General features: G+C 68.1%; 16 protein-coding genes. 13 read left to right on the top strand and 3 right to left on the bottom strand.

Going from position 1 to position 18,627, the window contains the following annotated elements; all coding sequences use genetic code 11:
• Window positions 1–101 precede the first annotated feature (101 nt).
• The 12 genes from trpS (at window position 102) to lysS (ending at window position 13,913) form a co-directional block, all read left to right on the top strand.
• Window positions 102–1,133, top strand: coding sequence for a tryptophan--tRNA ligase (gene trpS / locus SA87_RS06970; RefSeq protein WP_066201659.1), 1,032 nt, complete (start codon window positions 102–104; stop codon window positions 1,131–1,133).
• 74 nt (window positions 1,134–1,207) lie between these two features.
• Window positions 1,208–3,625, top strand: a complete 2,418-nt coding sequence (spoIIE, locus tag SA87_RS06965) for a stage II sporulation protein E (protein ID WP_082718392.1) — start codon at window positions 1,208–1,210, stop codon at window positions 3,623–3,625.
• A 45-nt stretch (window positions 3,626–3,670) separates the two neighbouring features.
• Window positions 3,671–5,107 (top strand): tRNA lysidine(34) synthetase TilS, encoded by a 1,437-nt coding sequence (tilS, locus tag SA87_RS06960; protein WP_066201206.1) that lies wholly within the window; start codon window positions 3,671–3,673, stop codon window positions 5,105–5,107.
• Window positions 5,095–5,646 (top strand): hypoxanthine phosphoribosyltransferase, encoded by a 552-nt coding sequence (gene hpt, locus SA87_RS06955; protein WP_066201203.1) that lies wholly within the window; start codon window positions 5,095–5,097, stop codon window positions 5,644–5,646. The genes tilS and hpt overlap by 13 nt, the downstream gene beginning before the upstream one ends.
• 64 nt (window positions 5,647–5,710) lie before the next feature.
• The gene (gene ftsH, locus SA87_RS06950; protein WP_066201200.1) at window positions 5,711–7,624 is read left to right on the top strand and encodes an ATP-dependent zinc metalloprotease FtsH; all 1,914 of its coding nucleotides are present in this window, start codon (window positions 5,711–5,713) and stop codon (window positions 7,622–7,624) included.
• Window positions 7,625–7,669: 45 nt separating this feature from the next.
• The gene (locus SA87_RS06945) at window positions 7,670–8,461 is read left to right on the top strand and encodes a type III pantothenate kinase (protein WP_066201198.1); all 792 of its coding nucleotides are present in this window, start codon (window positions 7,670–7,672) and stop codon (window positions 8,459–8,461) included.
• 11 nt (window positions 8,462–8,472) lie between these two features.
• On the top strand, window positions 8,473–9,387 hold the full coding sequence (locus SA87_RS06940; RefSeq protein WP_066201195.1) for an Hsp33 family molecular chaperone HslO: 915 nt from the start codon (window positions 8,473–8,475) through the stop codon (window positions 9,385–9,387).
• Window positions 9,387–10,259, top strand: a complete 873-nt coding sequence (gene folP, locus SA87_RS06935) for a dihydropteroate synthase (RefSeq protein ID WP_066201192.1) — start codon at window positions 9,387–9,389, stop codon at window positions 10,257–10,259. Before SA87_RS06940 ends, folP begins: the two co-directional genes overlap by 1 nt.
• A 14-nt stretch (window positions 10,260–10,273) precedes the next feature.
• Window positions 10,274–10,771 carry a 2-amino-4-hydroxy-6-hydroxymethyldihydropteridine diphosphokinase gene (folK, locus tag SA87_RS06930; RefSeq protein ID WP_066201188.1) on the top strand — a complete coding sequence of 166 codons (498 nt, stop codon included), beginning with the start codon at window positions 10,274–10,276 and terminating at the stop codon, window positions 10,769–10,771.
• The gene (dusB, locus tag SA87_RS06925; RefSeq protein WP_066201185.1) at window positions 10,762–11,769 is read left to right on the top strand and encodes a tRNA dihydrouridine synthase DusB; all 1,008 of its coding nucleotides are present in this window, start codon (window positions 10,762–10,764) and stop codon (window positions 11,767–11,769) included. Before folK ends, dusB begins: the two co-directional genes overlap by 10 nt.
• A 130-nt stretch (window positions 11,770–11,899) precedes the next feature.
• Entirely contained in the window at window positions 11,900–12,382 is a 483-nt protein-coding gene (gene greA / locus SA87_RS06920) for a transcription elongation factor GreA (RefSeq protein WP_066201657.1), read from the top strand.
• Between the two features lie 28 nt (window positions 12,383–12,410).
• Window positions 12,411–13,913 (top strand): lysine--tRNA ligase, encoded by a 1,503-nt coding sequence (gene lysS / locus SA87_RS06915; RefSeq protein ID WP_066201654.1) that lies wholly within the window; start codon window positions 12,411–12,413, stop codon window positions 13,911–13,913.
• Here lysS and SA87_RS06910 read toward each other — a convergent pair.
• Window positions 13,910–14,395 (bottom strand): universal stress protein, encoded by a 486-nt coding sequence (locus tag SA87_RS06910; RefSeq protein WP_066201182.1) that lies wholly within the window; start codon window positions 14,393–14,395, stop codon window positions 13,910–13,912. The two genes, lysS and SA87_RS06910, sit on opposite strands and share 4 nt — an antisense overlap.
• Window positions 14,396–14,416: 21 nt before the next feature.
• Between SA87_RS06910 and SA87_RS06905 the strand changes: the two genes are divergently transcribed.
• On the top strand, window positions 14,417–15,385 hold the full coding sequence (locus tag SA87_RS06905) for a LysR family transcriptional regulator (protein ID WP_169816926.1): 969 nt from the start codon (window positions 14,417–14,419) through the stop codon (window positions 15,383–15,385).
• Here SA87_RS06905 and SA87_RS06900 read toward each other — a convergent pair.
• Together SA87_RS06900 and SA87_RS06895 are read right to left on the bottom strand one after the other, a co-directional pair.
• Complete coding sequence (locus SA87_RS06900; protein ID WP_082718219.1) at window positions 15,296–16,354, bottom strand: YeiH family protein; 1,059 nt, start codon at window positions 16,352–16,354, stop codon at window positions 15,296–15,298. The two genes, SA87_RS06905 and SA87_RS06900, sit on opposite strands and share 90 nt — an antisense overlap.
• Window positions 16,355–16,575: 221 nt before the next feature.
• Entirely contained in the window at window positions 16,576–18,084 is a 1,509-nt protein-coding gene (locus SA87_RS06895; RefSeq protein WP_066201176.1) for a L,D-transpeptidase family protein, read from the bottom strand.
• Window positions 18,085–18,627 lie beyond the last annotated feature (543 nt).

Below are 18,627 nucleotides of genomic sequence, written 5' to 3'. Positions count from 1 at the left end.
CGATCGGCCGACGGGATCGAAGCCCTTCCCGACGCGGATGGGCCTTTTTCTTTGGCCGCGAAGCGGCCGGCCTGTCGGGCGGGGAGAGAGAGGTGACGACCGTGATCATCTTTTCCGGCGTGCAGCCGTCCGGCGAGCTCACCCTCGGGAATTATCTCGGCGCCATCCGGCAGTTCGTCGACCTGCAGAACCGGGGCGCCGCCGCCTATTACAGCGTCGTCGACCTGCACGCCACGACCGTTGAGCACGATCCCCGGCGGCTGGCGGAGTACACCCGGATGGTCGCCAAGCTGTACGTCGCCAGCGGCATCGACCCGGAGCGATCGGTGATCTTTGTCCAGTCGCACGTGCCGGCCCACAGCGAGCTGGCGTGGATTCTCATGTGCCTCGCCCGGACCGGGGAACTGAACCGGATGACGCAGTTTAAGGAAAAGGGCCGGGGGTCGGAGTCGGTCGCCGTCGGCCTGTACACCTATCCGGTCCTCATGGCCGCCGACATCCTGCTCTACCGGACGACCCACGTGCCGGTCGGGGAGGACCAGAAGCAGCATTTGGAGCTCACCCGGGACCTCGCCGAGCGGTTTAACCGGACGTACGGAGAAACGTTCGTCCTGCCGGAGCCGCTCATTCCGGACGTCGGCGCCCGGATCATGGCCCTCGACGATCCGACGAAAAAAATGTCGAAGTCCAACCCGAACCCGAACAGCCGGATCGGCCTCCTGGACCCGCCGGAGCTCATCGAACGGAAGATCATGCGGGCGGTGACGGACAGCGAAGGGACCGTCCGCTACGCGCCGGAGGAAAAGCCCGGCATCTCCAACCTGCTCGCGATCTTAAGCCTTTCGTCCGGCATCCCGATCGCCGAACTCGAGCGGCGCTACGCCGGCGTCGGCTACGGGGCGTTTAAAAGGGACGTCGCCCAGGCGGTCGTCGAGGCGCTCCGGCCGATTCAGGCGGCTTATGCGGCCCTTTCCGACGACGCGATCGAGCGGGTGCTCGCCGACGGGGCCGAGCGGGCCCGAGCGGTGGCGGAGGCGACGCTCGCGGAAGTGAAGGCGCGTTTCGGTTACCTCCCTTCGACAAAAGCGACAAAAGGCGCCGGAAAAACCCGGCCGACCGAGAGCGGGTTTTGACAAGTTGCTCCTCTCCTTCCGGCTATACTAGGGGACAAGTCCTCGCGGGGACGAGTCTTCGAGGCGCGGAAGGGGTGGAGCCCGTGAAGACGCTCGACTGGGGCCCGGCGGCCGGGCGGCCGCTCGGTCGGGTGCTGTGGACGCTCGAGGCGTTTCGGCGACGGGTCGCGCCGAGCCGCCCGTTCGCCGTCTTCTTCTTTGCCGTCCTCCTGGGCCGGGCGCTCGTCTTGGGGGAGCTTTCTCCGTTCGGGCTCGCCTTCTGGGCGGCGTCCCTCATCCTCTGGCCGGCGTGGGCCCACGTGGCCTTCGCCGGCTGGATGCTGGGGGCGGCCCTGTCGCCGGTGCCGCACGTTCCGGCGGCGGCGGTGGCGGCCGGGCTGTACGGCCTGCTGTATCGATTCAGCCGCCGGGTGGGCCTGCCGGCGGCGTACACCCCGCTCGTCGTCGCGGTGGCCCAGGGCGGGGCGGCGATCGTCTGGCGGAAACTCTTTTTCCCGCTTTCGCCGTACGCCTGGGCGATGAGCGCGGTGGAGGCGCTTTTGGCCTTCGTCCTTTTCATCATTTTCGTGCAGTCGTTTCCTCTGCTGTTCAACCGCCGCCTGTGGTCCGGCCTTCGGCAGGAGGAACTGATCGCGCTTTTCATCGTCATCGCGACGCTCCTTTCCGGCACGATGGGGATCTCGCTCTTCGGGCTCGACGTCCACGCCGTCCTGAGCCGCGCCGTCGTATTTACGCTGGCGACCGTCGGCGGCGGGGCGTTCGGGGCGACGGCGGGGGTGCTGAGCGGCTTTCTGCTCGGCCTCGCCGAAAGCCGGGAACTGGTCGAGATGAGCGCCCTCGGCCTGTCCGGCCTGATCGCCGGCCTCTTCCGGCCCGCCGGCCGCTTCGCCGCCGCCTTCGGCGGGCTTCTGGGCCTCGCCCTCATCGCCGTCTACGCGCCGGGGACGAAGGAACTCGGCTTCGTTTTGCTCGAGGCGCTCCTCGGAGCCGGTCTCTTCCTTGCCGTCCCGGAAGGGTCGCTCGAGGCGCTCCGGCGGGTGGTTCCGGGGACGCGGGCCCACCTTCGGGATCAGGAGGCCCGATGGGCGAACGTGCGCCGGGCGGTGGAGACCCGGTTCGGCGGTTTTGCCGAAATGTTCGCCGCCCTCGCGCAGCCGTTCGACCCGGTGGGGGAGGAGCCGCCGGCCGATCCCCGAGAGGCTGCGGTGCGGCGGGTGGAGGAGGCGATCTGCGGGAAGTGCTGGAAAAAAGACGTCTGCTGGGGCAAATACGGCGAAGAGACGGCGAGCGGCCTTCGTGCCGTCCTCGAGCGGCTGGACGGGGATAAGGCGCCGGCGTGGCGGCTCGGCCGGACGTGGGCCGATCGGTGCATCAAGCCGGAAAAGCTGGAGCGGGCGCTGGAGCGGGAATACTCCCGGGAGAAGGAGGCGCTTCAGGCGGCGGCCCGGCTCCGGGCGGCTCGGCGTCTCCTCCGGGATCAGCTCCTCGGCCTCGCCCGGGTGATGGAGGAGATGGCCGCGGAGATCCGCCGCGACGGCCCCTTAAGCCGCCATCGGGAGGCCAATCTCCTCCGGGCGGTCGAGCAGGCCGGCCTCTGGGTGCAGTCGCTGGATGCCCTGAGCCTCGTGCCGGGAGAGGTCGCGGTGGAGCTCGTCGTCGCGGCGGACGGGTTTCAGGCCGTGCGGGAGCTGGAGGCGCTCTTTCAGTCGCTCCTCGGGGAGCGGATCGTCGTCGAGCGGATGGAGCCGGTGCCCGGGGGCCACCTCATCCGGCTGGTGTCCGGGGCCCGTTACCGGGTCCACTTCGGTTACGCCCAGGCGGCGAAGGGCGGCGGGCTCATCTCCGGCGATTCCGCCGTCGGCCTCGACCTCGGTCGGCAGGCCTTTGCCCTCGTCTTGAGCGACGGCATGGGAAGCGGCGAGCACGCCCGGCGGGAGTCGCGGGCGGCGGTGGAGATGCTCCGGGCGATCCTCGCCGCCGGCTTCGACGGGGCGGTCGCGGTCCGGTCGGTCAACGCGCTCCTTGCGCTCCGGGGGCTCGACGAACGGTTCGCCACCGTCGACCTCGCCTTCGTCGACCGGATGAGCGGCCGGGCGAAATTCATCAAAGTCGGCGCGGCGCCGAGCTACATCCGCCGCGGCGATGCGGTGATCCGCGTCGAAGCGCAAAACCCGCCGGCCGGCGTCTTTCCGGAGGCGGAGTTCGACGCTGTGGAAGTTTCCCTCCGACCGGGCGATGTCGTCGTCATGCTCACCGACGGCGCCTATGAAGCGAAGCGCCACCCGGAGCAGCGGGAGCGGTGGATCCGGCGCCTCATCCGGGAGATCGACGCCGACGAGCCGCAGGCCTTTGCCGACCTTCTGCTCGATGCGATCGTGCACGAGACGGAGTTTTCCCTCTCGGATGACATCACGGTGGCGGTGATGACGCTCGAAGAAGAAGGCGGGGCCTGGGCGAGCGCCCGGCCGGCCGAAGGCGCCCGCATCGCCTGAGGCCGGCGCCGCCCGGCACCGCCGCCCGGACCGGGGAGGGTTGCGATGGACGGAAAGATGCGGCCGGAGGCGCCGCCGTTTCGGCCGGCGGCGGACCTTTTCCGGCCGGGGGAGACGGTCGTCGCCGCCGTCTCCGGGGGCCTCGATTCGATGGCGCTGCTCGCCTGGCTCGATGACCTTCGCTCGGCGCTTTCGCTCCGCCTCGCCGTCGCCCACGTGCACCACGGCCTTCGGGGCCCCGAGGCGGACGCCGACGCGGCGTTCGTCGCCGCCGAGGCGCAGGCCCGGGGATTGCCGTTTTATCTCGTCCGCCTCGCGAAAGACGCCCCGGCGGCCAACGTCGAGGCGGTGCTTCGGGCCCGCCGCTACCGGGCCCTCGCCGCCGTCGCCCGGCGCATCCGGGCTCAGGCGGTCGCCGTGGCCCATACGGCGGACGATCAGCGGGAGACGCTCCTTCTCAAACTCCTTCGGGGGACGAGCCCGATGGGGCTCGCCGGCATGCCGGCGGAGCGGCCCCTTGCGGCCGGCGTCCGCCTCGTCCGGCCGTTTCTTTTCGTCGAGCGGACGGCCCTTGCCGCCTACGCCCGGGCGCGGGGGCTTTCTTATCGCCACGACCGGTCGAACGAAGACCTGCGCTTTTTCCGCAATCGGATCCGGCACGAGCTCTATCCGGCGCTCCGGGAGCTGTCGCCGGCGGTCGGACGGCACCTCGACCGCTTAAGCCGGCTTGCCGCCGAAGAGGCGGCCCACTGGGACGCCGCCGTCCGCCCCGTCCTTGGGTCGGTGCGGTGGCGATACGGCGCCGCGATCGTGCCGGTGTCCGCCCTCGCCGGCGCGCCGCCGCCTTTACAACGGCGGGCGATTCATCTAATATGGAAGTGCCTTCTTAAGCTCCGGGACCGGCCGGACGCGGCCCTCGGCCTCGAAGGGCTGGACGGCGTCCTCCAGGCGATCGGCCGCGGCGCTCCGGCGGCGGTGGAGCTGGAGGGGCCGTTTCGCGCCGTCCTGGACGGGGCGGATCTTTATTTTTTACCGAAAGATCCCGGGCCGCATTGGACCGTCCGGCCGCCGGCGGCGTTCTTCTGGCCCGAAGCCCGCGAACGGGTGAGTTTTTTCCTCCGGCCGGCCGTCGGCCCCGCCGCGGCGCCGCCGGCCGGCCCTGCGCCGACCGCCGCGGCGCGATTCGGCGCGGCGGCCGTCTTCCGCCTCGCCGCCGGGACCCCGCTCGTCTACCGCCGGCGCCGGCCGGGAGACCGGCTCTATCGGCCGGACGGCCGGGGCCCGAAGCTCAAGGACGTTCTCGCCGAGCTCGGCGTGCCTCGGCCGCTCCGCCGGATCGTCCCGGTGTGGGCCGCTGGCCGGGACGTCCTCTGGGTCCCGGGGTGGGTTCAGGCCGAAGCCCTTCTCCCCCGGCCGGGCGAGGCGGCGATTGAGGCGCGTACCGAAGCCATCGATGCGGGGGTTTGGCCATGTCCCTTTTAGACGACATCCAGAGCGTCCTTTATCCGGAAGAAGACATCCAGCGGCGGGTGCGGGAGATCGGGGCGGAACTGACGGAAGCGTATGCCGGAAAGGCGCCGCTCGTCGTCGGCGTCCTCAAAGGGGCGGCGCCGTTTATGGCCGACCTCGTCCGGCGCATGGATCTTCCCCTCGAGCTCGATTACATGGTCGTCTCCAGCTACGGCCAGGCGACGAAGACGTCCGGCGTGGTGAAGATCATCAAGGACCTCGATTTTGAGATCGAAGGCCGGGACGTGATCATCGTCGAGGACATCATCGACACGGGGCTTACGCTCCGCTATCTCGCCGACCTCCTCCTCCGGCGGAACCCGCGGTCGCTTCGGATCGTCACCTTGCTGGACAAACCGCACAACCGGCGGGTGGACATTCGGCCCGACATCGTCGGCTTCGTTGCTCCCGATGAATTCGTCGTCGGGTACGGCCTCGACTACGCGGAAAAATACCGCAACCTGCCGTTCATCGGCATTCTCAAATCCCGCGTGTACGCCGGGCGCGCCTGATTGGCGGCCGATGTTGGCTGTGGTAAAATAGAGGAAGTGCCCCGGGGATGGAAGGAGGTCGGGCATGCCCAAGCTCGTCCGCAATATCCTTTTTTATATGCTCGTCGTCATCGTCCTGGTGGGGCTCATCAACATGCTGGCCACCCAGGGACGGGCGCCGAACGAGAAGCCGTACAGCTATTTCCGCGAGATGCTCCTCGCGGATCAGATCAAGTCGCTCAGCCTCCGGGAAGAGGGACCGACGGGGCAGACCGTCGTCATCGAGGCGACGCTCAAGGCGGCGCCGGCCGGGCAGGAGCACTTCATCACCCGGGCGCCCCTCACCGGTGAGCTCATGCGGCTGATCGACGAGAAGATCGACCAGTCGAAGCTCACCGTCGTCCAGGAACGGGTCCGGGATACGTCGTGGGTGAATTTTCTCATCTCGGTCGTTCCGTTCGTGCTCATCTTTATCCTTTTCTTCTTCCTCATCAACCAGGCCCAGGGCGGCGGCAATCGGGTGATGAATTTCGGCAAGGCCCGCATCCGCCAGTTCACCGACGACAAGCGCAAGGTGACGTTTAAGGACGTCGCCGGCGCCGACGAGGAGAAAGCGGAGCTGGTCGAAATCGTCGATTTTTTGAAGGACCCCCGGAAGTACGCCGCGCTGGGCGCCCGGATTCCGAAAGGCGTGCTTCTCGTCGGGCCCCCGGGAACGGGGAAGACCCTCCTCGCCCGGGCCGTCGCCGGCGAAGCGGGCGTGCCCTTTTTCAGCATCAGCGGCTCCGACTTCGTCGAGATGTTCGTCGGCGTCGGTGCCTCCCGCGTGCGGGACCTGTTTGAGACGGCGAAGAAAAACGCCCCCTGCATCGTCTTCATCGACGAGATCGACGCCGTCGGCCGCATGCGGGGCGCCGGCCTCGGCGGCGGCCACGACGAGCGGGAACAGACCTTGAACCAGCTTCTCGTCGAGATGGACGGGTTTCAGCCCAATGAAGGAATCATTGTCATGGCGGCGACGAACCGGCCGGACATCCTCGACCCGGCGCTCCTTCGCCCCGGCCGGTTCGACCGGCAGATCACCGTCGACCGGCCGGACGTAAAGGGCCGGGAGGAGATCCTCAAGGTGCACGCCCGGAACAAGCCCCTCGAACCGGAGGTCGACCTGAAGAAGATCGCCCGCCGGACGCCCGGCTTTACCGGCGCCGACCTGGAAAACCTGCTGAACGAGGCGGCGCTTCTCGCCGCCCGGCGGAACAAAAAGGCGATCGGCCTCGCCGAGATCGACGAGGCGATCGACCGGGTGATCGCCGGCCCGGCGAAGACGAGCCGGGTGATCAGCGAGCGGGAAAAGCAGATCGTCGCCTACCACGAATCGGGGCACGTCATCGCCGGGTATTACGCGACGAACGGCGACGAAGTGCACAAGGTGACGATCATCCCCCGCGGTCAGGCCGGCGGCTACGCCGTGACGCTGCCGAAGGACGACACCAACCTGCCGACGAAAAGCTACCTCCTCGACCGGATCCTCATTCTCCTCGCCGGACGGGTGGCGGAGGAGATCGTCTTCGGCGACGTGTCGACCGGCGCCTACAGCGACTTTAAGCAGGCGACGGACATCGCCCGCCGGATGGTCATGGAATACGGCATGAGCGAAAAGCTCGGGCCGATGCAGTTCGGCCGCCGGCAGGGAGAGGTCTTCCTCGGCCGGGACCTCGGCCACGAGCAGAACTACTCCGACGCCATCGCCTACGAGATCGACCTCGAGATCCAGCGGATCATCCGGGAGCAGTACGAGCGCTGCCGGCAGCTGCTTACGGACAAGCGGGAGAAGCTCGAGACGATCGCCCAGGCGCTCCTTCGGGTCGAGACGCTCACCAGCCAGGAGATTCGGGACCTCATCGAAAAGGGCCGGACGGAAGGCGACCGGATCGTCGCCGAGCCGATCTCGCCGACGGAAGTCCGCATCCGCGTCGCCGAGGCGCCGTCGCCGGCGTGACGCCGGGTGGCGGATGCGCCCAAGCTTGCCGGAGGTGGGACGCGGATGCTCCTTGCCCTCGACATCGGCAACACGAACGTCGTCGCCGGCGTTTTCGACGGCGAAGCCCTTCGACACCAGTGGCGCCTTCAGACGGACCGGCGCCGGACGGCCGACGAATGGGGCCTCCTCTTTCGCCAGCTTTTTGCCGAAGCGGGGCTTCGCTCGGAGGACGTCACCGGCGTCATCGTCTCGAGCGTCGTGCCGCCGGTCATGCCGGAGATCGAGCGGTTCATCGTCCGCGCCTTCGGCGTCGCGCCCCTCATCGTCGGCCCGGGCATCCGGACGGGGCTCAAGATCCAGATCGACAACCCCCGGGAGCTCGGCGCCGACCGGGTGACGAACGCCGTCGCGGCGGTGCACCACTACGGTCCCCCGCTCATCGTCGTCGACTTCGGCACGGCGACGACCTTTTGTTTGATCGACGAAACCGGCACGTACCGCGGCGGCGTCATCGCGCCGGGGGTGATGGTGGCGATGGAGGCCCTCGTCCAGAATGCCGCCAAACTGCCGAAGGTCGAGCTGGTGCCGCCGCCGGACGTCGTCGGGAAAAACACCGTCGAGGCGCTTCAGTCGGGGCTCTTCTACGGCTACCTCTCCCTCGTCGAAGGGATGATCGAACGGCTGAAGCGGCGCTTTTCGGTGCCGCCGACCGTCGTCGCCACCGGCGGGCTGGCGGAGCCGTTTGCCCGTTCGACGAAGCGGATCGACGTCTACGATCCGCAGCTCACCCTCAAAGGACTCAAACGCATCTACGACCTCAATGCGGCGTCGTCGCCGCCGGGAGGTTCGCCGTAAGGAGACGGACGATGGATGCCCTCTACCGCGGACTGGCCCTGGACGGCCGGGTGCGCCTCTTCGTTCTCCGCCTGACGGAGACGGTGCGGGAGGCGGCGCGGCACGTCGAGACCCGGCCGACGGCGTCGGCCGCCCTCGGCCGGGCGATGGCGGCGGCGGTACTCTACGCCGCCGGGACGAAAACGGCCGACGCGATCCACCTCCTCATCGCCGGCGACGGCCCCCTCGGACGGGTCGTCGCCGATGCCTTTCGCCTGCCGGACGGCGCCCTCGGCGCCCGGGGACTCGTCGAGCGGCCGGAGATCGACCTCCCGCCCCGGTCTGACGGCAAGCTCGACGTCGGCGGCGCCGTCGGCCGCCGGGGGACGCTCGTCGTCGCCCGGGAGCTCGCCGGCGGACCGCCGTACCGGGGGACGGCGCCGCTCGTGAGCGGCGAGATCGGGGAAGACTTCGCTTTCTATCTCCTGACGTCCGAGCAGATCCCGTCGGCGGTCGGCCTCGGCGTGCTCGTCGCCGGCGACCACACCGTCGAGGCGGCCGGCGGCTTCTGGCTGCATCCGCTCCCCGGGGCGGAAGGGGAGATTCTGGAGGTTCTCGAAGCGCGGCTTCGGGAGGCGCCGCCGGTGACGACGCTTCTTCGGCGGACGCCGTTTCCCGAGGCGGCCGCCCAGGCGCTCGTCGGCGAGGCGGGGCATTGGGAGACGGTCGAGCCGGTGCGGTTTTACTGCACCTGCTCGGAAGCGAAGGCCGCCCGGACGCTTCGCCTCCTCGGCCCGAAGGCCCTGGTGGAGGAAGCCGCCCGCGGCCGGCCCCTCGAGGTGCGCTGCGGCTTTTGCCGGCGGCGTTACACCTTTCCGCCGGCGGCGCTTCGCCGCCTGGCTGAAGCGGTTCGGTCGGGGGCCGAGGAAGGAAGGGATGAAACGTGATGCGCTCGAAGGCGCTTTCGCTGCCCGGCGGTCGGCGCCTTTTGCTCGACCGCCCGATCGTGATGGGGATTTTAAACGTGACGCCCGATTCGTTTTCCGACGGCGGCCGGTACACGACCGTCGAGCGGGCGCTCGAGCACGCCCGGGCGATGGTCGCCTGCGGCGCCGCGATCATCGACCTCGGCGGCGAGTCGACCCGGCCGGGGCATACCCCGGTGCCGGCGGAGGAAGAGCTCCGGCGGGTGCTTCCGGTCCTTCGGGCGCTCCGGGCGGCGCTCGACGTCCCGATCTCGATCGACACGTCCAAGCCCGCCGTCGCCGAAGCGGCCCTCGCCGCCGGGGCGGACATCCTCAACGACATCTGGGGCCTTCAGGATCCGGCGATGGCCCGCCTCGCCGCGGAGGCGAAGGTGCCGGTCGTCATCATGCACAACCGCCGGGAGCCGGAGTATTCCGATCTCCTGGGGGACATCCGCGCCGACCTGCTGCGGGGCGTTGATCGGCTCCTTCAGGCCGGCGGGCGGGACGAACAGGTCATCCTCGATCCGGGGATCGGCTTCGGGAAGACGTATGCGCAAAACCTCGCCGTCCTCAAGCACCTGCCGGCGATCGTCGACCTCGGCCACCCCGTCCTCCTCGGCGCCTCCCGGAAGTCCGTCATCGGGCTTACCCTCGACCTCCCGGTTGACCGGCGGCTCGCCGGCTCGCTCGCCGTCGCCGTCTACGGCGTTCTTCGGGGCGTCACGATCGTCCGGGCGCATGACGTCTGTGAAACCGTCCAGGCGCTCAAGATGGTCGCGGCGATCGAAGCGGCCGATGCGGCGGCAACCGGCTCCGGGGAAGGGCCGATTCCCGGCGTCGGAGCGCCGTAGCCCGGGATCGACCGATGAGGTGGGCGTACATCGGCCTCGGCGCCAACGTCGGCGACCGGAAGGCGGCCCTCGCCCGGGCCCGGGCGGCGCTCCGGGCGGCGTACGGCCGCATCCGCTGTTCGTCGATCTACGAGACGGCGCCGCTTTACGACGTCGATCAGCCGCCGTATTGGAACCAGGTCGTCGCCGTGCCGGCGGCGGAGGCGCCGCCGGCGATGCTCGAGCGGCTCCTTCGCATCGAGGCCGGGCTCGGCCGTGTGCGGATGCGGCCGAACGGTCCCCGGACGATCGATCTCGATCTTCTGCTCTGGGGCGACGCCGTCATCGAGACGGCGTCGCTTACGGTGCCGCATCCGCGGCTTTTGGAACGGGCGTTCGCCCTCGTGCCGCTCGTCGAGCTGGCTCCGGATCTGGTCCACCCGAAGACGGGCCGGCCGCTTCGGGAGGCGCTTTTCGGCGTCCGGACGCAGCGGATCCGCCGCGTGCTGGGAGGGGAACCACCATGTGGATGATCGGCGACGTCACCATCCCGAATCGCGTCGTTCTCGCACCGATGGCCGGCGTGACGAATCTCGCCTTCCGCCGCATCGTGAAACGGTTCGGCGCCGGCCTCATTTACACGGAGATGGTGAGCGACGTGGGGCTGATTCACGGGAACGCCCAGACGCGGGCGATGCTCACCCTCGACCCGGAAGAACATCCGGTGGCGATCCAGCTCTTCGGCGGCGACGCCCGCACGCTCGCTGAGGCGGCCCGGATCGTGGAGGCGGAGACCGACGCCGACATCATCGACATCAACCTCGGCTGCCCAGCGCCGAAGATCAACCGCCTCGACGCCGGCGCCAGGTGGCTCCTTTCGCCGGATCGGGTCTACAACCTTTACCGGGCGGTCACGTCCGCCGTCCGGCGCCCGGTGACGGCGAAAATCCGCCTCGGCTGGGACGCCGATCGCCTCACCTACCGGGAGGTCGCCCTCGCCATCGCCGAAGGCGGCGGAAAGGCGGTCGCCGTCCACGGCCGCACCCGGGCCCAGATGTACGAAGGGCGGGCCGACTGGGAGGCGATCGCCGAAGTCAAAGACGTGCTTAGGCCGTACGGCATTCCGGTCATCGGAAACGGCGATGTCGACACGCCGGAAAAGGCCGCCGAAATGCTGCGGACGACCGGTGTCGACGCGGTGATGATCGGCCGGGCGGCCCTCGGCAATCCGTGGCTCATCTACCGGACCGTTCGCTATCTCGAGACCGGCGAGCTGATCCCGGAGCCGACGCCGGGAGAAAAGGCGACGATGGCCCTCGAGCACTTCCGGGCGCTTGTCGAGCTCAGGGGGGAAGCGGTCGCGGTGCGGGAGATGCGCAAACACGCTGCCTGGTATCTGCGGGGGATCCGGGGCGGCGCGGCCCTTCGGGCCGAGGTGAACCGCGCCGAGTCGGCGGCGGCGCTCCGGGCGATCCTGGAGCGGATCCGGGACGCGGCGCCGGCCGAAGCGGTGGCGGCGAGCTTCCGTTGACATCCTCGGAGGCCTCCAATATAATACCGATAATTCCGGACAAAGGAATGCCCGGCGCGCCGCGGGCCGACCGCTCCGTGCGCTTCTTTTTTTCGTCCCGGCGCGCCGTCGATCGGTGAGGGGGATGGGCATGAGCGACAAAGAGGTCATTCTCACCCGCTCCGGCCTGAAAAAGCTGGAGGAAGAACTGGAATACTTAAAGACGGTCAAGCGGAAGGAAGTCGCCGAGCGGATCAAGATCGCCATCGGCTACGGCGACCTCAGCGAAAACTCGGAGTATGAGGACGCCAAAAACGAGCAGGCGTTCATCGAAGGGCGGATCGCGACGATCGAGAAAATGCTCCGGAACGCCAAGGTGATCAACGACGAGGAGGTCGGCACCGACGTCGTCACCGTCGGCTCGACCGTCGTGGTGAAAGACCTCGAATTCGACGAAGAAATGACGTTTACGATTGTCGGTTCGGTCGAATCCGATCCCGAGGGCAACAAAATCTCGAACGAATCGCCGGTCGGCATGGCCCTCCTCGGCAAAAAGCGCGGCGCCATCGTCGAGGTGAACGCGCCGGCCGGCGTCATCCGGTATCAGATCATCGACATCCAAAAAGGCGAATGACGACGAGGTGACACGGGTGGACGAATCGATGGCCGGTCGGACGGCGGCGTTGAGCGATCAGGAACGCGTCCGCCGTGAAAAACTCGAGGCGCTCCGGGCCCTCGGCGTCGAGCCGTACGGCGGCCGCTTCGAACGGACGCACACCGCGGCCCGGTTTCACGAACAATTCGGCGGGATGAGCGCGGAGGCGCTCGAGGCCCGGCCGATCGCCGTGCGGATGGCCGGGCGGATGATGCAGAAGCGCCGGCAGGGGAAGGCGGGCTTCGCCCACCTGCAGGATATGACCGGCCGGTTTCAGATCTACCTCCGGCAAGACGTCCTCGGCGATACCGCCTACGAGGTCTACAAACTCGCCGACATCGGCGACATCTTCGGCGTTGAGGGGACGGTGTTCCGGACGAAGACCGGCGAGCTCACCGTCCTCGTCCGGCAGTTTGTCCTTCTGGCGAAGTCGCTCCGGCCGCTTCCGGAGAAATTCCACGGCCTCAAGGACGTCGAGCTCCGCTACCGAAAGCGGTATCTCGACCTCATTATGAACCCCGACGTCTTAAGGACGTTTCTCTTAAGGAGCAAGATCGTCCGGGCGCTCCGGTCGATCCTCGACGCCGAGGGGTTTGTCGAGGTCGAAACGCCGACCTTGCAGCCGATTCCCGGCGGCGCCGCCGCCCGGCCCTTCGTTACCTACCACAACGCCCTCGACATGGAGATGTACCTTCGCATCGCCATCGAGCTCCACTTAAAGCGGCTCATCGTCGGCGGCATCGAAAAGGTGTACGAGATCGGCCGCGTCTACCGGAACGAGGGCGTCTCGACCAAGCACAATCCGGAATTCACGATGTTGGAACTTTACCAGGCGTACGCCGACTTTACGGACATCATGGCGCTCACCGAATCGCTCATCGCCCGCGTCGCCGAGGAGGCCGTCGGCACGACCCGCATCGTCTATCAGGGCCAGCCGATCGACCTCACGCCGCCCTATCGCCGGGCGCACATGGTCGACCTCATCCGGGAGGCGACCGGCGTCGACTTCTTCCGGCCGATGAGCGTCGACGAAGCCCGGGCCCTCGCTCGCGCCCATGGCGTCGAAGTCGCGCCGCACATGACGGTCGGCCACATCATCAACGAATTTTTTGAACAGAAGGTGGAGGCCTCCCTCATCCAGCCGACCTTCGTCTACGGCCATCCGGTGGAGATCTCGCCGCTGGCGAAAAAAAACGCCGCCGATCCGCGGTTTACCGACCGGTTCGAGCTCTACATCGCCGGCCGCGAGCACGCCAACGCCTTTTCCGAGCTCAACGACCCCATTGATCAGCGGGAGCGTTTTCTGGCCCAGCTCAAGGAGCGGGAGCTCGGCAACGAAGAAGCCCACCGGATGGACGAAGATTTTCTCGAGGCGCTCGAAGTCGGCATGCCGCCGACCGGCGGCCTCGGCATCGGCGTCGACCGGCTGGTGATGCTCCTGGCCGATCAGCCGTCGATTCGGGACGTGCTTTTGTTCCCGCATATGCGCCACGCGCCGAAGGAAGGTTAACCTTCCTTCGGCGCGTTTTGCGGTAAGGCACCGGCTTTGACGACCGTCACCGGACACTTCGCCCGGCGGACGACCTCCGCCGCGACGCTGCCCAAAAGGAGCCGCCGAAGCCCGCTTAAGCCGCGGTCTCCGAGGACGATCCCGTCGGCACGGACGTCGCTTGCCGCAGTCAAGATCGCCTCCACGATGGCGCCGCGGTAGAGGAGCGTTTCCGTGGGCACGTCCGCCCGAAGCCCTTCGGCGGCGATCGCCTCTAAGGCCGAAAGGCCGGCCTTAAGGCGCGCATACGCCGGATCGCCGGGGCCGGGCCAGGCGTCTTTCGGCACCCGGCCGCCTTCGCCGTCGTCGTCGACGAACACGGCATACAGCCGCGCGCCGAGCGCCCGCGAGAGATCAAGCGCCCAGCGGGCGGCGGCGAGCGACGGGGCGCTGCCGTCGACGGCGACGAGCATCGACCGGATCGTCTTCGCGCTCTCTGGCATGGAGCATCCCGCCTTTCAAGCGTGGTGGAGAACGATATGATGCTTCCGTTTCAAGTGTTCGTGGCCGTCTATGAACTGAAAAACTTTACGCGCGCGGCGGAACGGCTGTATCTCACGCAGCCGGCGGTGAGCGGACACATCCAACAGCTCGAATCGACGTTCGGCGTTCAGCTCTTTACCCGTTCCCCGCGCAAAGTCGTTCCCACCGCCGCCGGCGAGGCGCTTTACGCTCGGGCCAAACGGTTGCTCGCGGAATACGACGCCATGGTCGCCGAGCTGGAGCGCTTTCAGGCGTCGCTTTTGGGTCCGCTCCACATCGGCGCGAGTCTGACCGTCGGGGAGTCCGTCTTGCCGCGGCTCATCGGCGGCTTCGCGCGCCGCTACCCGCGCGTCGACATCGAAGTGACGGTCGGGAACACCGAAGAAATTGTGGAAAAGGTGGCCGTCGGGGCCCTCGACGTCGGATTTGTGGAAGGCCGCGTGGAGCGCGCCGGGGTCGAGCGCCGACCGTGGCTCCGCGATACGCTCGCCCTCCTCGTCGCCCCGGGGGATCCGCTCGCGGATCAGGCCGAGATCCCCGTCTCCGATCTGAAGGATCGAACGTGGATCGTCCGCGAGCACGGCTCCGGGACCCGCGCTTTTGTCGAACGGTTCTTCGCCGAATTCGGCCTTTCTCCCCGGCGGCGGCTCGTCTTCAGCAGCAACACCGCCGTCAAGGAAGCGGTCATGTCCGGGCTGGGCGTATCGCTTCTTTCCCGGTTCGCCGCCCGGCGCGAAATCGCCCACGGCGAGCTCCTCGCGCGGCCGATCGCCGGCGCCGATCTCGCCCGCTCGTTTGATCTCGTCTGGCGCACCGGCGCCCATACGCCGCGCGCGGAGGCGCTTTTTTCGTATGCCCGTTCATGGGCGGAGGAAGCTGACGAGGAAGGCGTCGAAGAGCGACAGGGCGAGCGAGGCGCCGCCGCCGACGGCGAGCGCCCGCGTGCCTAGCCGCCGAAGCGTCACCCAGTCGGCGGAAAGGCCGAGGCCCGCCATGGCCATCGCCAGCAGGAAATACGCCGTCTGCACGGCCGACGTCTTCACTCCTTCCGGAACCGAAAACCAGGTATGGAGGACCGCGACGCCCAAAAATCCGAGAATGAACCACGGGACGGGGACGTTCCCCAAACGCGTCCGACGGCCTTCCGTCCGGTCGGCGGCGCGGGGCGAATCGCGCCACAGGGCGCTGATCGCGAGGGCGACCGGGACGAGCAAGGCGACGCGCGTCAGTTTGACGATGAGCGCCGTATCCGCCGTCTTTTCGCCGAACGGAAAGCTCGCCGCGACGACGTGGGCGATCTCGTGCAGCGTGCCGCCGAGAAACATCCCTTGGGCCGCCGCGCCCCACGGAAGCAGCGGGACAAGGGCGAGATCGAGGAGCGTAAACGCCGTGCCGAGCAGCGCCACGGCGGCCGCGGCGGCGGCCGTTTCGCTTTCGTTGGCCTTGATCTGCGGGGCGACGGCGACGACGGCGGCGGCGCCGCAGATCGCCGTGCCGCAGGCGGTGAGCATGCCGAGCCGCCGCTCGACGTTCAACTGCCGGGCGATCCACAGAGCGACGCCCATCGCCACGGCGATCGAAAGCCCCGCGACGATCGGGACCTTTACGCCGGCGCGGGCGATGTCGGAAAGCGAAAGGCGCATGCCGAGCAGGACGATGCCCGCCCGGAGAAGCTTTTGGCTTGCGAATCGAATGCCGGCTGCGGCGTCGGTGGGGATGTCCATCAGGCCGCGCCAGGCCATGCCGAGCAGAATGGCGATGACGAGCGGTCCCATGACCGAAACGCCGGGAAGCCGGGCAAGCGACGTCGCCGTATACGCGATGAACAGGGTGAGGATCACCCCCTTCAGCCATCCGAGGCGGGCGACCGGCGCGGCGCCGGCGGGACGGGCGTTTGCGGGCGCGGTCTTTTGTTCCATCTCTAACATCTCCAACCTCCCTCTTCAATTTTTTCCTGGCGTTTTGGGGGATTGCGCCATGTTTTCATGATAGGGGGATTTTGTTTTCATGAGAAATACATTTTGCGGATGATCACCATCACCAAGACCGATGGGAAAAACGTTCCGGATGCAAAAAAGCGACCGCGTACGACGGTGAACGCGGTCGCTTCGGGCGGCTCCGTGAAGCAAAGGACAACCCGTTATTTGATTTCGACCTCCGTGCCGAGCGGGAGATGTTCGTAAAGCCATCGGACGTCGTCGTTGTACAGGCGGATGCAGCCGCTTGAAGCGTTATGGCCGATCGAACTCGGGTCGTTCGTCCCGTGCAGGCCGTAAATCGACCCGTCCGTCCCGGGGACGTTGAGGCCGAGCCAGTGGCTGCCGAGGGGATTGCGCGGATCGCCGCCGGGGATGTTTTTCGCCCGGTAATACGGGTGTTCCAGCTTGGTGACGATCCGGTACACCCCCGCCGGCGTCTCATCGCCGAGGCGGCCGACGGCGATGGGAAACGTTTTGACGAGCCGGTCCCCTTCGTAGACGAAGAGCACTTTCGCCTCGCGCTTGACGACGAGGCGGAGGGGGAGCGGAACGCCGATTTCCCCGAGGAAGACGTCCGGCCGGCTCGTCCGATCGAACGCCGGAAGGAGCTCCCCGTCGAGCGGCACCATGAGCACATCGCCGGCCCGGAGCGTTTCGTTCCCTGCCCCCTGGGCGGCCCGAAGCGCACCGGCGTACCGCTCGCTGCCGAAGTACCGTCGGCTCAAGGCGGCATACGTCTCTCCCGGCCGGACGACGTGGACGAGGAGCTTCGGCGGCCGGAGGAGAAGCGTCGCTCCGGCAGAAAGGGCGGCGGGATTCGCCAGGCCGTTGGCCCGGGCGATGTCCGGCGCGTACGCGACGGTGCCGAAGTAACGCTTCGAGATCGCCGCGAGGGTCTCCCCGGCGGCGACCGTGTGCCAGAACATCGCCGGGTTCGGGATCTGCACCGTCTCGCCGGCGCGAAGGGCGGGGCCGTCCGCCCGGCCGTTTCGCTCCATCAGATAACGGGCAAACCGGTCGGATCCGTAATACGTCCGCGCGAGGGAAAACCACGTCTCCCCCGGCTGCACCCGGTGGGAGAGGCGGAAGCGATCGCCCGAAAGCCACGCCGGATCAGCCGTTTCCCTGCCGCTGGCCGCATCGGCGGCCCGGCCCTTCGCGGCGTCTTCCGTTCGGCGGGGCGCGGTCGATTCCCCGGCGGCCGAGGCCCGATGCGCTTCGCTCGGCGTGCCGCTTTGGGGCGGCCGGCCGGCGCCGGGCGCCGCCGGGCCGCCGCTTGGCGCCGAGTTCGCCCCGGTTTCTTTGACCGGGGCGCGCGATGATGCGCTTTCGCCCGGGCCGGCCGAAACGGCCGGGCGTGCGGCCGGTGCCGGCCCGGCGTTCCCTTCGCTCGGATGGAGCCGGGCGGCTTCGGATGGGGGCGAAGCCTCCTGAATGGCGTCGCCTCCGTCGACGCCGGCGGTCCGACCGTTTTTGACCGCCGTCGGCGGCGTTTCGGCCGGTCGAGTTTCCGTCGTCCCTGCGCGGCCGGCGGTCGGGATGGGGAAGAGCGAATGTTTGAGGCCGTCGATCGCCAAGGCCAAAAGGAGGGCGGCCAACACAAAGGCCGAGACAAAAAGGAACGTTCCCCATCGATCTCTTCCGGCGCGGCCAAAATTCGGTGCCGCCATCACGATCCCCCTTCGGAGTCTGGTCCGACGCCGCCGGCGCCGGGGAAGCCTCCGGTCGCCGGACGCCGGATGGTGTTGAACGCCGTCGTCGACATTATACGCAACAATTCAAGAAAAAGCCACCTTATATTTAAAAATGATCTATTTGGCCTAGATCGGGCGTTCCGAAGGGCGCATCCGCCGACCGGAGAACCGGGCCTTCGGTCGGGATCGTCCGGCCTGCCGTCCGGACCGAACGTCGGCGGCGCTAGGCCGTTCGGCGGAGGCCTTCGCCCGTTCAGCGCGGCCTTCGCCCATTTCGCCGAGACGCCAAGCGAAATATGAAAAAAATACATAGACGGTGCCCCTTGACGAAGCGGGCTGGGCGTGATATATTATCCTTTGCCGTCGCAAGGCGGCCCATCCGAGCGACACCGCGTTCCTTGAAAACTAAACAGCACCCGCCCTGTGAGGAAGGCCTTTCCGGGACCGGCGGGCGGCCGAGGGGGCCGGGATGGAGCCGGCGGTGTTGGTCGTCTGTTGGGACCGGGGGGGATGGGAAGA

Source organism: Hydrogenibacillus schlegelii (assembly GCF_001653195.1).
Taxonomy (GTDB): domain Bacteria; phylum Bacillota; class Bacilli; order Thermicanales; family DSM-22653; genus Hydrogenibacillus; species Hydrogenibacillus schlegelii.
The sequence above is the reverse complement of the archived record's forward strand: the minus strand, read 5'-3'. Positions and strand labels throughout refer to the sequence as shown.